The organism is Brevibacterium renqingii, assembly GCF_017808095.1.
GTDB classification, from domain to species: Bacteria; Actinomycetota; Actinomycetes; order Actinomycetales; family Brevibacteriaceae; genus Brevibacterium; species Brevibacterium renqingii.
Genome location: NZ_JADBHG010000001.1, coordinates 571,849 through 586,301, shown reverse-complemented (window position 1 = coordinate 586,301; position 14,453 = coordinate 571,849). Strand labels below are relative to the sequence as shown.

Annotated in this window: 11 protein-coding genes; 8 read left to right on the top strand and 3 right to left on the bottom strand. The window is 65.4% G+C overall.

Features of this window, described 5'->3' with window-relative positions; translation table 11 throughout:
• Positions 1–503 precede the first annotated feature (503 nt).
• The 7 genes from IIE29_RS02610 (at position 504) to IIE29_RS02585 (ending at position 8,274) form a co-directional block, all read left to right on the top strand.
• Positions 504–1,514 (top strand): TetR family transcriptional regulator, encoded by a 1,011-nt coding sequence (locus IIE29_RS02610; protein WP_343071766.1) that lies wholly within the window; start codon positions 504–506, stop codon positions 1,512–1,514.
• 11 nt (positions 1,515–1,525) lie between these two features.
• Entirely contained in the window at positions 1,526–3,073 is a 1,548-nt protein-coding gene (locus IIE29_RS02605; protein WP_209323618.1) for an ABC transporter substrate-binding protein, read from the top strand.
• Position 3,074: 1 nt separating this feature from the next.
• Entirely contained in the window at positions 3,075–4,028 is a 954-nt protein-coding gene (locus IIE29_RS02600; RefSeq protein WP_209323617.1) for an ABC transporter permease, read from the top strand.
• Entirely contained in the window at positions 4,025–4,942 is a 918-nt protein-coding gene (locus IIE29_RS02595; RefSeq protein ID WP_209323616.1) for an ABC transporter permease, read from the top strand. The genes IIE29_RS02600 and IIE29_RS02595 overlap by 4 nt, the downstream gene beginning before the upstream one ends.
• Entirely contained in the window at positions 4,942–6,738 is a 1,797-nt protein-coding gene (locus tag IIE29_RS02590; RefSeq protein ID WP_209323615.1) for an ABC transporter ATP-binding protein, read from the top strand. The genes IIE29_RS02595 and IIE29_RS02590 overlap by 1 nt, the downstream gene beginning before the upstream one ends.
• A gap of 174 nt (positions 6,739–6,912) precedes the next feature.
• Entirely contained in the window at positions 6,913–7,080 is a 168-nt protein-coding gene (locus tag IIE29_RS16745; protein ID WP_209371702.1) for a GPGG-motif small membrane protein, read from the top strand.
• Positions 7,081–7,233: 153 nt separating this feature from the next.
• On the top strand, positions 7,234–8,274 hold the full coding sequence (locus IIE29_RS02585) for a baeRF2 domain-containing protein (RefSeq protein ID WP_209323614.1): 1,041 nt from the start codon (positions 7,234–7,236) through the stop codon (positions 8,272–8,274).
• 69 nt (positions 8,275–8,343) lie between these two features.
• On the opposite strand, the gene IIE29_RS02580 is transcribed toward IIE29_RS02585, so the two are convergent.
• Both IIE29_RS02580 and IIE29_RS02575 read right to left on the bottom strand, forming a co-directional pair.
• On the bottom strand, positions 8,344–9,816 hold the full coding sequence (locus IIE29_RS02580) for a cryptochrome/photolyase family protein (RefSeq protein ID WP_209323613.1): 1,473 nt from the start codon (positions 9,814–9,816) through the stop codon (positions 8,344–8,346).
• Positions 9,813–11,516, bottom strand: a complete 1,704-nt coding sequence (locus tag IIE29_RS02575; RefSeq protein ID WP_209323612.1) for a DEAD/DEAH box helicase — start codon at positions 11,514–11,516, stop codon at positions 9,813–9,815. Before IIE29_RS02575 ends, IIE29_RS02580 begins: the two co-directional genes overlap by 4 nt.
• A gap of 311 nt (positions 11,517–11,827) precedes the next feature.
• On the opposite strand from IIE29_RS02575, the gene IIE29_RS02570 reads away from it, so the two are divergent.
• Entirely contained in the window at positions 11,828–13,249 is a 1,422-nt protein-coding gene (locus IIE29_RS02570) for a phospholipase D-like domain-containing protein (RefSeq protein ID WP_209323611.1), read from the top strand.
• On the opposite strand, the gene IIE29_RS02565 is transcribed toward IIE29_RS02570, so the two are convergent.
• Positions 13,191–14,369 (bottom strand): phosphatase PAP2 family protein, encoded by a 1,179-nt coding sequence (locus tag IIE29_RS02565; protein ID WP_246475644.1) that lies wholly within the window; start codon positions 14,367–14,369, stop codon positions 13,191–13,193. The genes IIE29_RS02570 and IIE29_RS02565 overlap by 59 nt on opposite strands.
• Positions 14,370–14,453 lie beyond the last annotated feature (84 nt).

Sequence of the window (14,453 nt, the reverse complement as noted above, 5' to 3'; positions counted from 1 at the left end):
TTGACAATTTTTGCACTAGGCCATGTCGTACTACATCTCTGAGCATCACCTTGGGGTCTTCTCTCAGGCTGTCATGGCCGTTCCGCAGTAAGGCCAGGAAGAATGGCAAGTCGTGCTGGGCAGGGGAGTTCTGAGAACATGGCGATCGCCGCCGGTACTTTTTTGGCGTCGTTGCTGCGGTGGTAGGTGACAGTCATCAAAACGTCACAACGCTGACGTCGCCGAAGAAGACTCAGATCAAAATGAAAGCAGTGAACCCGATGCCGAAGATCAGCCAGCGCATAGGGTTGCTCGTCTTGTCGAGGGTGTTCAAGTCGCCTTTCTATGACTTGGAACGATGGAGCCGACCATTCTGTGCATCGCTCTTTGAGTCGAATGGCACCTCTTGGCCGTAGCGAAAGACCTGCATGTGCTTTTGTGAAGATCTCAACTTCAATATCATTCAACTACCCAGAGGCCCAGTAAGTCTTGCCAAAATCGCAACTTCTCGGCACACTGTAGTGGTGGTCACGACGAATGAGAGTGCGCATAGCACACAGAAGAGCCTGGTGGGCCGTGTCCGCAGCGCCATCAAAAGCGCCGGGATCAACCACAGCGAAGTCGCCCGCCACATCGGCCTCGACGCCAGCAAACTCTCGAAATCGCTGGCGGGCACGCGGAAGTTCCGGGTCGAGGAGATCTCAGGCATCGCGGAACTCACCGACGTCACCACCGATTGGCTCACGACCGGACGAAAGACACGGCCGCCTCGGCGACATATGGTCTCCGAAGCTCGACCGGAAGAGGCCGGGGAAGCAACGGCAGCCCTGACCTCGGCGTCGGTTGCGGACGATACCGAGGCGCCGGATGCCCCGGTGGTCGAAGAGCCGTGGATGTCGAAGGGGACCCGCAACCGAGCGAAGATCATCGCCGCCGCGTGGGAGCTCTACGCCGACCGCGGCATCGACAAGGTCCGCACCGAGGACGTCGCCCGCGCGAGCGGACTGACCGCCTCGGCGGTGAACTACCACTTCCGGACGAAGAACCAGCTGCTGCAGGCGGCCCTGCGCTACTCGCTCGAGGTCATCGGCCGCACCCGTGACCTCAACGAACCTTCCGACCCGGTGTCCGTGCTGCGCCGCTTCGCACGCATGCACGCCGGAGTCGACGTGCGCATCCGACGTGTGTGGTCGATCTGGATCCAGAGCTGGGCGCGGGCGTCGACCGACGCGGACGCACGGGCCAACCTCGCCGGCGTCTACGGCGAATGGCTGGAGATGATGACCGGAGTCGTCCTCGCCGGCCAACGCGAAGGCACGATCCGCACCGGCGACACCGCTCTCATCGTCAAAGCCCTGTCGATCTTCATCGACGGCCTCGGCGTGGCCCGCAGCACCGAACAGATGCCGCTGACCGACGAGGAGGCCCTGTGCATGCTCGAGAACTACCTGAACGCCCACGTCCTCACCGATGACCTCCCAACCCAGACGCAAGGACGGGGCACCGCACCGGGCTGTCCCGAACTGACGCAGTAGGAAGAAGGCACATGAACACACCGAACCGAAGACAAGCGCTGGGGGCCGGGCTGACCGTGACCGCGCTCGCCGGCCTCAGCGCCTGCGGGGGAGGAACCGTCGGCGCCATCGACGCCGGCGACCCCGTCAAGGGCGGGACCCTGCGAGTGGGCGTGACAGGCGGCAACTCCGCCGACACCGTCGACGCCCATATCCCGGTCAACAACGGCGACGTCTGCCGCGCCGTCAACCTCTACAACGCCCTCTACGGCTGGGACGACGACTCCCAGGTCGTGCCGCTGCTGGCCGAGTCCTTCGAAGCCAACGGCGACTCCACGGTGTGGACCTGCACCCTGAAGAAGGGCATCAAGTTCTCCAACGGCAAGCCGATCACGCCCGAGGACGTGATCTTCACCTTCGAGCGCATCACCGACCCCGATGACCCGAAGACCGCAGCGGCGAACTTCACCATGCTCGACAAGGTCGTCGCCACCGGCGAGCGCACCGTCGAATTCCGGCTGACCGAACCCAACGGCCTGTTCAACGACGCCGTGGCCGAATACACCGCGGCCATCGTGCCCGTCGGCTACGATCCGGAGAACCCGGTGTGCTCCGGACCGTTCAAACTCAAATCCTTCACTCCCGCGCAGTCGACGGTGCTAGTGCCCAATGAGCACTACTTCGACTACGACAAGATGTACCTCGACGAGGTCGAGGTGCTGAACTTCAACGACGACGATGCGCTCATCAACGCTCTGCTGTCGACACAGGTCGACGCCATCGCCGGCATCCCGCTGTCTCTGGTCGAGGTCATCGACGCCGACGAGCGCATGAACATCCTCAACTCCGAGACCGGTATGTGGCTGCCGTTCACCATGCGCGTGGACAAGAAGCCCTTCGACGACGTCAAGGTCCGCCAGGCCTTCCGACTCGTCGTCGACCGCGAGCAGATGATCGAACAGGTCCTGTCCGGGTTCGGCACCGTCGGCAACGACATGTTCGGGCCCCTGAGCGAGAACTACCCGGACTTCCCGCAGCGCAAACAGGACATCGACAAAGCCAAGAAGCTCCTCGCCGAGGCGGGCTACCCCGACGGGCTCGAAGTCGAACTCGTCACCGCCCCCATCCAATCCGGCGCCGTCGAATCCGCGCAGGTCTTCGCCCAGCAGGCCGCCGATGCCGGAATCACGGTCAAGATCCGCAAGGTGGACGCGACGACGTTCTTCGGCGACGGATACCTGCAATGGGACTTCGCTCAGGACTTCTGGTACACCCGCGACTTCATGCCGCAGGTGATCTCCTGTGCTCTGAGCGAGTCCCCATTCAACGAAACCCACTGGGACGACCCGGAATTCAACAAGATCTTCGACAAGGCCCGTGCCATCCCCGATCCCGGGGAGCGCCGCGACATGGAACACGAACTGCAGAAGATCCTCTACGACCGAGGCGGCTACATCGTCTGGGGCTTCGCCAACCAGGTCGACGCCTTCCAGAAATACGTCGGCGGCCTCGTCCCCAACTCGACGGGACGACCCCTGAGCGGCTGGCGGTTCGACCGCGTGTGGATCGGAAAGGTGTGACATGTTCGGAAAAGTCATCGTACGCAGGCTGATCTTCTCCGCCTTCATCCTCATCGCAGTCTCGCTGCTCGTCTTCGGCGCCACCCTGCTGCTGCCCGGCGACGCGGCCAGAGCCATCCTCGGCCAACAGGCCACCCCGGAACGCATCGCCGCGCTGAACGAACAGCTCGGCCTCGACAAGCCGGCCTGGCTGCGGTACCTGACCTGGCTCGGCGGACTCTTCGTCGGCGACTTCGGAACCTCCTCGGCCAGCGGCGGGTCCGTGGCCGAACTGCTGGGGGAGCGCATCGGTGCCTCCTTCATCCTCATGGGCGTGGCCGCGGTCATCTCCGTGCCCCTGGGCATCGGCCTCGGCGTGTACCAGGCCCTGCACCGCAGCGGTCGGCGCGACCAGGCGATGACCGGCATCAGCCTCGTGCTCGCGGCGATGCCCGAGTTCGTCATCGGCATCGGCCTCATCGCGATCTTCGCCACCTCGGTGTTCCAGATCCTGCCCGCCGTGACCCTGGCTCCGCCGGGCGAACCGGTATGGAACAGACCCCAACAGCTGATCCTGCCGACCCTCACCCTCGTCCTCGTCGTCACCCCCTACATCGTGCGGATGATGCGAGCGACGATGATCGAGGTCCTCGACTCCGGTTTCGTCGAGATGGCCCGACTCAAGGGCGTGCCCGAGAAGCGAGTGATCATGCGTCATGCCGTGCCCCACGCACTCGGCCCGGTCGCGCAGGTCGTGGCGATCCAGCTGGCCTGGCTGGCCGGCGGTGTGGTCGTCGTCGAGTTCCTCTTCCGCTACCCGGGACTCGGCCAAGCACTCATCGATGCGGTGACCTATCGTGACGTGCAGGTCGTCCAGGCGATCTCCATGCTCGTCGCCGCCGTCTACGTCGTGGTGAACCTGGCGGCCGATGTCGTCGGCATCCTCACCAACCCGAAACTGAGGAGCGCAGCATGAGCACCGACGCCAACAGCCTGGGCGACCTCAAGGCCGGCGCCACCGACGCCGCCGAGGTGCCCAAAGAATCCCTGACCACGTATGTGCCCTTCTACAAGAGGGTGCTCGCCCAGAAACAGGGCAAGATCGGTCTGACCATCACCATCGTCGTGGTCGCCCTCGCCCTGTGCGGGCCGCTGCTGCTGCCCTGGGCGACGGGGAACACCGCCACCGAGTTCGTCGCGAAGCCCTTCAGCCCCTACGGGCTCTTCGGCTCCGACAACCTCGGCCGCGATGTGCTCTCCCGGTTCATCGCCGGCGGACTGACCCTCATCGTCTACGCGGTGCTCGCGACCGTGCTCGGCATGGTCGTCGGTGCCCTCATCGGCATGCTCACCGCCTACATCGGCGGACGCTTCGATGCGATCATCATGCGCCTCAACGACGTCATCCTCGCCATCCCGCAGCTCGTGTTCGCGCTGCTGGCGATCACGGTCCTCGGCCCGCAGGGCTGGGTGCTCGTGACCGTCATCGGCCTCACCCACGCCCCGCGCATCGCCCGCGTGGCCAGGTCGGCGACCCTGGGCGTGATCACCGAGGACTACATCCTCGCCGCGGAGATGTACGCGATGCCCCGGTGGAAGATGCTCCTGCGCGAGCTGCTGCCCAACATCACCGGACCGCTGAGCGTCGAGGCCGGGCTGCGCCTGACCTACTCGATCGGCTACATCGCCTCCCTGTCGTTCCTCGGACTCGGCCTGCAGCCGCCGGCTGCCGACTGGGGTCTGATGATCAACGAGAACCGGATCGCCCTGAGCATCCAACCCTGGGGTGTGCTGCTGCCGGTCATCGCGATCGCGCTGCTGACCATCGGGACCAACCTGCTCGCGGACTCCTTCGCTCGAGCCACCGCATCGACTTCAGTGGAGGCATGATGAGCCCGAAGACAGAGACCGTTCGCCACGATGCCGCGAACGAACCGAACGAGAAGATCGTCCTGCGCGTGACCGACCTCAAGGTCGTCACCAACGCCGGCGATGAGATCCTCCACGGCATCGACTTCACTCTCGCCCGCGGAGAGATCCTCGGCCTCGTCGGCGAATCGGGATCGGGCAAGACCACGGCGGGGCTGGCCTGCATGGCCCACTTCCGAGACGGTCTGAAGTTCGAATCCGGGTCCGTGAGCCTGTGGCCGCGCGGGGATGCCACCGCCGTCGAGGTCGTCGAACTCGACGAGGCGGCCGTGCGCGCCCTGCGCGGGTCGCGGATCGCCTACATCCCGCAGGACCCGGCCCTGTCGCTCAACCCCGCCATGCGCGTGGGCGAGCAGATCCGCGAGGTCCTCGACATCCACCAGTTCGGTTCCTCCGAGGCCGAGCGGACAGAGCGGGTCGCCGAGGTGCTCGTCGACGTCGGCCTGCCCGGGGACAAGGACTACCAGAAACGGTGGCCCCACCAGCTCTCCGGCGGCCAGCAGCAGCGCATCGGCATCGCCATGGCGTTCGCCATGTATCCCGATGTGCTCATCCTCGATGAACCGACCACCGGCCTGGACGTGTCCACCCAGTCGGTCGTGCTCGACACGATCCGGCAGATGACAGTGGCCAACAACGTCGCCGGGCTCTACATCACCCACGACCTCGCGGTCATCAAGGACATCTCCGACCGGGTGGCCGTGATGCTGCGCGGCGACCTCGTCGAAGAAGGCCCTGTCGACGCGGTGCTCGACCATCCGGAACACGAGTACACGAAGATGCTCATGGCCGCGGTGCCCGACCTCGACGGCCGCAAGACCATCGGCGACGGCGCCGCCGAGGCGAAGACGGCGCCCGAGGACGATGACAAGACGCACATCCTCGTCTCCACCGGAGCGACCGGCTCGGCTGCGGGGCAGGACTCCGAGGACGAGGACTCGACCGCCGAGTCCGGGGCCGCGGCCGCCTCGGCGGGGGCCGCGGGTGGGGGAGCCGCCTCGGCGAATGCTCCGCTGCTCGAGGTCAAGGACATCGCGCTCGCCTACGGGAAGGCGCAGATCCTCGACGGCATCAATCTCGTCCTGGAGCCGGGGGAGTGCACGATGCTGCTCGGCGAATCCGGCTCGGGCAAGACGACCCTGTCGCAGTGTGTGGCCGGACTCAACGACGACTACACGGGTTCGGTGCGGCTGCGCGGGACGGAGCTGGCGCGCTCGACCAGGAAGCGGACGAACGAGCAGCGGGTGGGCATCCAGTATGTGTTCCAGTCGCCGTTCTCCTCGCTCAACCCGCGCCGGTCGATCGGGCAGTCGCTGACCGTGCCGCTGGAGATGAGCGGTGACGGCACGGCCGCCAGCCGCAAGGCCGCCGTCGAGGAGGCTCTCGATTCGGTGCGTCTGGGGCGGTCGTTCTACCACCGGCGCCCCGGCGACCTGTCCGGAGGTGAGCGGCAGAGGGCCGCGATCGCCCGCGCCCTGGTCAACGCGCCTTCGGTGATGGTCTGCGATGAGATCACCTCTGCCCTCGACGTCAGTGTGCAGGCCTCGATCGTGGCGCTGCTGCGGACCCTGCGGGCCGAGAGGGACCTGGCGATGCTCTTCGTCACGCACAACATTGCGCTGTCGCGGCACATCGCCGACAACCTCGCGGTGCTCAACAAGGGCAAGATCGTCGACTACGGGCCCACGGCGCAGGTGCTCGAGAGTCCTTCGCACGAGTACACGCAGGCGCTGATCTCCGACGTGCCGAAGTTCTGAGCCAGGCGGCCGGGTCGGACGGGATGACCGTCCTCCCGGCCGCTCTGTTGCCGGAGCGTATTCTCACCGATCCATTGTCATCGGAATGAGAGCGTGTCACGATGAAAACCACCGTGCGGTTGGGCGAGCCGACGAGTGGCACCTCCAGCCGCAGGGAGCGAAGGAGAGAGAGTCATGCTCATCGTTCTATGGATCATTGCCGGAATCATGGCGTTGTCAGGCGTCCTCGCTCTGTTCCGGAAAGAATACAAATGGGGCATCGCCCTCCTCGTCGCTGCCGTTATCGTCGGCCCGATGCTGACTGCTTTCCTCGGAGGACCCCCAGCCGGCCCACGGAGCTGAGACCGGCTCGGATACCTAAAGGTGCTGCCCCAGATTGTCAAGGTTGTTTACAGGAGCAGTGGACGATGACAGGCTGAGGTCACCGCGCAGAGCGAGGCGGGTCCCGTTCGCGGGCCCGTCAGATGATCCGCAGATTCTGAGGAGGAACAAGCGATGAACTACAGTCACTTGCGCACGATCTACGAAAAGGGCGGACCGTATGCCACGGTCTATCTCGAAGGACGTTCTCCCTCAGCTGACGCTGCTACGCAGATCCGTCTGCGCTGGGAAGAGCTGCGCGAGCAGCTGTCCGACAACGGGGCAGACGAGTCTCTGCTCGAATCCATCGACGCCGTCGTCCTCGTCGACGAACCCACCGAGGTGCACACCGATGGCCGGATCATCGTGGCGACCTCGGAGGGCGTTCTGCTCGATGAGCACTGGGACGCGGCGTTGGGAGATGGGGACGCGGCACATTACGGTCAGGTGCCTGAACTCGGAGCCTTCCTCCGACAGGAATCCCGGCAGTTCGATGTCATCCTCGTCATCGCCGGCCAGGACGGAGCGACCGTGCGTGAACTGAGCGTGACACCGGACCGCGAACGCAGTGAGAACGACGGGGTCCACGTGACCGGCGACAATGACGAAGAGATCAACAAGCCCCGCCGAGGCGCGTATTCGCACAACCAGATCCGGCGCCGTGTCGACGAGATCATCAAGGACCATGCGCGCACCGTGGCCGACTTCGTCGACCGTCTCATCACGGAGCATGCACCGGACGCGCTCGTCCTGGCCGGAGAGGTGCAGGGCAGAACCGTCGTCAAGGCCGAGCTGTCGGTGAGAGCCGAGGAGATGCTTCACGAGATCTCCGAAGGCGGCGACGAAGACGCAGGCGCCGAAGAGGCGACCGACGTGGCCATCAGGACGTTGGTGACGAGACTCGCCGAAGAACGTGAGGCCGAGAACTCGGACCGACTGGGCGAGAGCAAGGCGCACGACCGTGCGGTCGAGGGACGCGCAGAAGTCGAAAAGGCAGTGCGCCGCGGCGCGGTGGCGACCCTTCTGCTCGACGATGCCGAAGCCTCCGAGGGAGAAGCAGAAATCGTCGCCGAAGCCATCCTCTCCTCCGCGGAGATCGGGCTCAGCCACGATCCGATGAGCGACGGGATCGCTGCGATCCTTCGGTACGACGTTGGTGCGGCACTGGCCGACTGACCCGAAGCGCGCCGCTCTGAGCCGAAGCGCCGCTGCGACAGCACGTGAATCGTGTGGTCGCAGCGGCGCTCATTCTGTTTCGCTCTTCATCCGGTCATAGGCCGCCAGGGCCGCTTGACGTGACTGTCTGAGATCGACGATGGGCTCGGAGTCCGCAAGCGAGCGCTCTGCCGTCGGGCGGCTGCCCGGACCCTGCCCGATCCATGTGTTGACGTATTCCCTATCGGGGTCGAAGCGCTCTCGCTGCCGTTCCGGGTTGAAGATCCGGAAATAGGGAGCCGCATCGGCACCGCACCCGGCCACCCACTGCCACGACACCGGGTTGTTGGCTTCATCGGCGTCGACGAGGGTGTCCCAGAACCACTGCTCTCCGTGCCACCAATGCACGAGCAGATTCTTCGTGAGGAAGCTTGCTGTGGCCATCCGCACCCGATTGTGCATCCACCCGGTCTGCCACAGCTGAGCCATGCCGGCATCGACGAGGGGCACCCCTGTCGTCCCGTTCTGCCAATGCTCGAGTGCCTCGGGGTCGTCCTCGTAGGGGAAGCGGGTGAACTCCGACCGGATCGGCTCGGTCTCGATGTGCGGGATGTGATAGGTCAGATGCCAGGAGAACTCCCGCCAATAGAGCTGACGGATCCATGCATGACGATCGTCTTCGCGCACCTCCGGCAGGTCCTGCGCCGTCCGCAGCGCCTGCCTCGGGGAGACCTCACCGAATCGCAGTCGTGGTGACAGCCGGGATGTGCTGTCGGGATCGGCAGGGAAGTCATGCGAGTCGGCATAGTCGTCGATGCCATCGGCCAGTCTGCGCAGACTCTCCGTCGCCGCCCGGCAACCGGGTTCCCAGTGTTCTGCCACAGTGGTCTGCCACCAAGGCGGGGTCCGGGCCGAGGTGGAATCACCTGAGCCGGTGCCTGTTCCGTCGAGGAGGCCGAGCCCGTCGAGGTCGGTCACCCACCGGCGGGAGCGCAACGATGCGGCCCAAGCAGCGGAGAACGCTTCCTGCCGGTGCGGACGAGGAAGGACCTCTCCGACCTCTCGATCGCGCGCGGCAGTGAAGAACGGTGTGAAGACCTTGTAGTGTCCACCGTTCTGGGGGCTGACCGTCCACGGCTCGACGAGCACGGCACCGGGATGGGAGTGCGTTGGGCATCCGACCTCGCCGAGCCGGGCCTTGATCCGTGCGTCGAGCTGACGAGAGGCAGGGGCGTAGCGGCGCGACCAGCGAACGACGTCGACATCCAGATCCGCGACGACCTTCGGGACGATGTCCTCGGCAGGCCCGGCCGCGAAGAGCAACGGGATGCCGAGCTCGGAGAGCGCGTCGCTGAGGGTCCGCAGCGACTCGTGCGCCCACCAGCGGGAGGCCCCGCCGAGAGGGCGGGGCCCCAGACCGGAGGCGTCGCGACGCTCTCTGATCCAGAGTCCGATCACTCGACCGTCGGCGCGGGCTGCAGTCAGTGCCTCGTGGTCGTCGACGCGCAGATCGTCTCGGAGCCAGACAAGCGTGAGATGCTCGGGGCTGTCGTCGGCGCTCACGCCCGGGAGCGCTGTGCTTCTCGGCTGTCGCTTCGGCTGCGGTGGCTCATCCTGGTGGCTGCGCTCGTTCCGCGTCCCTGAGAGGACCGCCGACTCCGCGACGGACGGGACGCCTGATCGCCTCCGGTACTCCTGGCACGGTTCTGACGCTGGCTCCTGTCGCCGCGGCCATGCTCCGGCAATTGACTCCTGCCGGCGCCCGCGGACTGCTGACCGCCGCGCGTGCTCTGCTGTGAACGACCGCTGCCGGCCTCCGACGACTGACCGCCCCGGCTTCCGCGCCTGCGGCGGGGCCGACGCTTGCGTCCCTGTCCCGCTGCTTCCGCCTGACCGGACTGCCGAGCAGGCTGTTTGGGCTGAGGCGGCTGCGGGGCGATGAACTCGGCGATCTCACCGACGAGCTCGGTCACCTCGGGGGAGTCGGCGGTGACCTTCTGCGGGGCGGCTTTGATGGCGGCCTTGCGCAGCAGGGTCAGTGTGTCCTTGCGCTGGTCGGGCGTCATGACCGTGACCACATCGCCGGCGCTGCCGGCCCGGGCGGTGCGGCCCGAACGATGCAGGTAGGCCTTGTGTTCGGTCGGGGGGTCGACATGGACGACGAGTTCGACGGAATCGACGTGGACTCCGCGGGCGGCGATGTCAGTGGCCACGAGCACCTTCGCATCTCCGTCGGTGAACGCAGCGAGATTGCGGTCGCGGGCGCCCTGGGACAGGTTGCCGTGCAGGTCGACGGCCGGAATGCCCTGAGCGGTCAGTTGGCGGGCGAAGCGCTTGGCCCGATGCTTGGTGCGGGTGAAGAGGATCCGGCGGCCGGTGCCGGAGGCGAGCTTGTGGACGAGTTCGTTCTTGTCGTCGACGTCGACCTCGAACACGTGGTGGGTCATGGCCGAGACATGGGAGGTCGGTTCGTCGACGGAGTGGAGGACTTCATTGTGCAGGAAGCGACGGACGAGTTTGTCGACGTCGTTGTCCAGGGTGGCGGAGAAGAACATCCGCTGCCCTTCGCTCGGGGTCTGCTTGAGGATGCGGGTGACCCCGGGCAGGAATCCGAGGTCGGCCATGTGGTCGGCTTCGTCGAGGATGGTGACCTCGATGTGCTCGAGGCTGAGCAGATCCTGCTGGAGGAGGTCCTCGAGGCGGCCCGGGCAGGCCACGACGATGTCGACGCCGGCGTTGAGGGCGTCCTCCTGGCGCTTCTGTTTGACGCCGCCGAAGATCGTCGTCGTCTTCAGACCGACGGCGCGGGCCAACGGGTCGATGACATTGGTGATCTGGGTGGCGAGCTCACGCGTGGGGGCGAGGACGAGACCGCGGGGGAGGCGGGCTCGTGACGAGCCAGAGGTCTGCGAGCCGGCCAGGCGCGCGACCAGCGGAATGGAGAAGGCGAGGGTCTTGCCCGAGCCGGTCTTGCCGCGGCCGAGCACATCCCGACCCGCCAGGGTGTCCGGGAGGGTGTCCTGCTGGATCGGGAAGGCGGAGGTCTTGCCTTCGCGGTCGAGCGTTTCGGTCAGCTGCGCAGGAACGCCGAGATCGGCGAACGTGACGGGCTTCGCGGCAGCTGCGGTGCTCGCGCCGCTGCGGGAACGCGAGGAGTTGCGAGTGGTGGTGCGTGTCTGTGAAGTAGTGATGGGGTGGCCCTTCGACGTGCCGGAGGGCGTGCCGGTGCCGTGGTTTGGTGGCAGGCAGCCGCTTCCGGTCATGGAATGAGCGCTGTCGGCGCTCTCGATCGCCGAGAGAAAACGGCTTCGGAAACTTGCGCGGGCGATCTCACCCAGCTGCAGTGACGAGGCGTCCTGACGACGCAGGGAACCCGAAAACGGGTTCACAAGTGACTCCAGTATACATCGGCAGACGGCGATCAGCTTTCGCGGGCCCGGCCCTGAGGTTCGTCGTCGTCTCGACACGGTCAACCGCTGTGGAAACAATGACGGGGTCATCAGGATCGTACGGCGATATCTGAACCGCCGACATGATCTGCCGCACTGAAGGAGTTTCATCGAGGAGGCTCTCGATGCACGCCCACGGATTCACCGCACAGCGCAGAACTGCACGAGAAGCGAGACAGGGTCTCAGGCTTCTGGCCGCTGCTGCCGTCTGCGCCCTCGTCTCAGGTCTGCTCGGGACCGCCGGCGGCCCGCACGACGCCCAACCGGCGTCGGCGGCACCCCAGCTGACGACAGGAGGGACCTTCAACTCGCCCGGCAGCGATGAGCTCGTCGAGCAGGTGAAGACGATGGTCGACGGCACCGGCGAGGACGAATCGATCGAGATCGCCCAGTACCGCCTGAGGGATCGGGTGATCTACAGCGCGCTGCGCGAAGCCGTGGGCCGAGGCGTCCACGTGCGGGTGCTTGTCGACCACGGCATGCTCACTGCCGGCAGCGAGGCGCAGCAGAGGGAATTCCGAGATCTCCAGAAGGAATTCAACGCCTCTGCCGACTCCAGGACGTGGATACGGGTCTGCGGGCAGGAAGGCGAAGGCGGCGAGGGAGCTGTCGCTGGACCTGACGGCGCAGGCACGGGCTGCAACGGCAGCAATGCCATGCACAACAAGTTCTACCTCTTCTCCAGCACCCTGGGACACGATCGTGTCGCTGTCACCAGTTCAGCCAACCTCAGCAATGACTCGATCGGTGGGACGGGCGGGTTCAACAGCATGTACACCCATGTCGAGGATCCCGCAGAGATCGGCTTCGGCGGCAGCTCTCTCTTCGAACGGTTCCATGAATACTTCGGGCAGCTGAGTGCAGTTGCCGTCGATCCGTCGCAGGCCGACCCCGATTACTACGAGTCGAACCCGCCGGAGATCTCCGGCACGACGAAGAGCTACTTCTTTCCGCGCGCCAACGGCGACACGACGGAGAACACCTTGGGCGTCGTCGACTGTGATGCGCAGCCGAGCACGAAGATCCGAGTCGGCATGTGGTCGATCACGAGGAAGGATGTTGCCACGGCACTGGCCGAAAAGGCGGAGGTCTGCGACGTCGACATCGTCGTCAACCGGATGAGCCAGGATGTCTGCACCGCCCTCACCGAAGACTTTCCGACGAACCTGCGCATCCGCACGTTCCCGCGCGATGAAAAGGGCAAGGACAGTGATGAGGGTATCCATGAGAAGAACATGACGATCGGCGGCAACTACAACGGCGGCAACCACCGTCATGTCGTCTTCACCGGCAGCGGGAACTTCAACAAGCTGTCGCTGCGGCGCAACGACGAGAACATGGTGAGGATCCTCGGCGACGAAACCGTCTACAACGACTTCGTCCGCCATTTCGATGACGAACTGATCAGCGACGCGACGGTCGAGATCACCAGCGAGGATGACTGCGTGGACGTCGTCGTCGGAGAAAAGAAGCCCGACGATCGCTCGGTCAGGCGCTCCGGCGTGCGGGTGCATCCTGAGGCTGCGACAGATCGGCCCCGGGGCTGAGCTCGACGGCGTCGACGAGGTCGCGCTTCTCGGCCTCGAGCGAGCTCACGCTCGCCTCAGAGGGTTCGGCGGCCTCGGCGACCTCAGGTGCTGTGGCATCGATGGGTTCGGCAGACTGTGGCGGCTGTCGCCGTCTCCGGTGACCGGTGGCCCAGCCGGCCACTGTCACCGATGCCCATCCGATGCCCATCCCGGCGATGTCATCGAGGATGTAATGCCAGCCGAAGTAGAGAGTGGTCACGATGGTCACACCGAAGAAGACCCAGGTGATCGTCTTGATCAGTCGCTTCTGGTTTGTGCGCATCATGAACAGTGCGGCGGCGAAGGTCACGGAGACATGGAGCGAGGCGAACGCGGCCACCCCTTGGATCGATTCGCTGCCGGCAGGATTGCTGAGGAAGTCGAGCCGAGCGGAGATGAGTGCGTCCTGCAGCCGACTGACCCCGGTGTCGGGCAGGCTGCTGTAGAGCTCGGGGCGGCTGAACGCCGGTCCGACCGAGGGCAGCATGTAGTAGCTGATCGTGCCCAGGACCCAGTTGAGGCACAGTGTCGTCGCGTACCAGGCTCCGACGGCGTGATTGCGGCTGAGCACGAGGAAGGCGCCGAGGCTGATCGGGATGAGCGGAAGATAGGCGAGGTAGGCGATCGAGAGCACATTCGCCATGATCTCGGTGCCGAAGAGGTCGTGCAGGAGCACAGCCGGGTTGTTCCCGCCGCTGAGCCAGTGGTCGAGCTGCAGCAACTGCCGGTCGTAGAGAGTGCCCTCTCGGTAGATCGGGAGATCGCTCTTGAGGTTGCGGTAGGCGACGTAGCAGATGTAGAAGCTCAGCAGCCCGGCGCCGATGCACAGGACACGGTGGGCGTTCCACTCCTTCTTCACGATCTCGACGATCGTGCCAGGCAGCTGCCGCCAGCCGCTTCTGCGCAGCGCCTCCACGACGAGCCCCGCTCCGACGAACCCCAGAGCCAACAGGGGCAGGCGGATGAAGGAGGGGCCGAGGAACCCGTCGGGATCCTTGAGCGGCAGATCGAGATAGAGCGAAGAGACCACGGCGATCGCTCCGATGAGGAGAGCGAGCGCCATGGCGAAAGTGTAGGGCCAGCGTCGCATTCGGGTCATCGGAACACCCTATTAACTCTGTTTAAGCGCTTCGTCGGATTTCTCTTGGTGCTCGCTGACAGGAAGCGGCGCTCAGAGCAGAAC

Coding starts and splice junctions, on each gene's coding strand:
- IIE29_RS02605 (WP_209323618.1), top strand. CDS start 1,526: ATGAACACACCGAACCGAAGACAAGCGCTGGGGGCCGGGCTGACCGTG.
- IIE29_RS02595 (WP_209323616.1), top strand. CDS start 4,025: ATGAGCACCGACGCCAACAGCCTGGGCGACCTCAAGGCCGGCGCCACC.
- IIE29_RS02590 (WP_209323615.1), top strand. CDS start 4,942: ATGAGCCCGAAGACAGAGACCGTTCGCCACGATGCCGCGAACGAACCG.
- IIE29_RS02570 (WP_209323611.1), top strand. CDS start 11,828: ATGCACGCCCACGGATTCACCGCACAGCGCAGAACTGCACGAGAAGCG.
- IIE29_RS02565 (WP_246475644.1), bottom strand. CDS start 14,369: ATGACCCGAATGCGACGCTGGCCCTACACTTTCGCCATGGCGCTCGCT.
- IIE29_RS02575 (WP_209323612.1), bottom strand. CDS start 11,516: ATGACCGGAAGCGGCTGCCTGCCACCAAACCACGGCACCGGCACGCCC.
- IIE29_RS16745 (WP_209371702.1), top strand. CDS start 6,913: ATGCTCATCGTTCTATGGATCATTGCCGGAATCATGGCGTTGTCAGGC.
- IIE29_RS02600 (WP_209323617.1), top strand. CDS start 3,075: ATGTTCGGAAAAGTCATCGTACGCAGGCTGATCTTCTCCGCCTTCATC.
- IIE29_RS02585 (WP_209323614.1), top strand. CDS start 7,234: ATGAACTACAGTCACTTGCGCACGATCTACGAAAAGGGCGGACCGTAT.